General features: G+C 65.9%; 1 pseudogene. It reads right to left on the bottom strand.

Annotation, left to right across the window (positions count from 1 at the left end):
* Positions 1-273: pseudogene (locus SB771_RS34435) on the bottom strand (hypothetical protein); the annotation flags it as partial.

Below are 273 nucleotides of genomic sequence, written 5' to 3'. Positions count from 1 at the left end.
CCCACGAAGCCGTGCGCCGCGCCGATGACGATAAAGACGTGAGTGTCGGCCGGAACGGGCGGCCCTCGGCTCTCCGATGGGCGGTGGGCGGCAATGCCCATTGCGTCTGCGATCGCAAGGCCGATCAGGTTGGCGCAAGCCCGGATGCCCGGCAGGCGGGAGAGCGCTTCTCGCGTCCGTGTCGCTGCGATACCGCGCATTGCACGTACCACGGATTCCAGTTCGCGGACCGTACCCAATCGATTCTGGACTTCGTCGAGCCGATTGCTCATC

The organism is Burkholderia sp. SIMBA_051 (assembly GCF_046534915.1).
Taxonomy (GTDB): Bacteria; Pseudomonadota; Gammaproteobacteria; order Burkholderiales; family Burkholderiaceae; genus Burkholderia; species Burkholderia ambifaria.
This window is presented reverse-complemented; position numbering and strand designations above follow the sequence as displayed.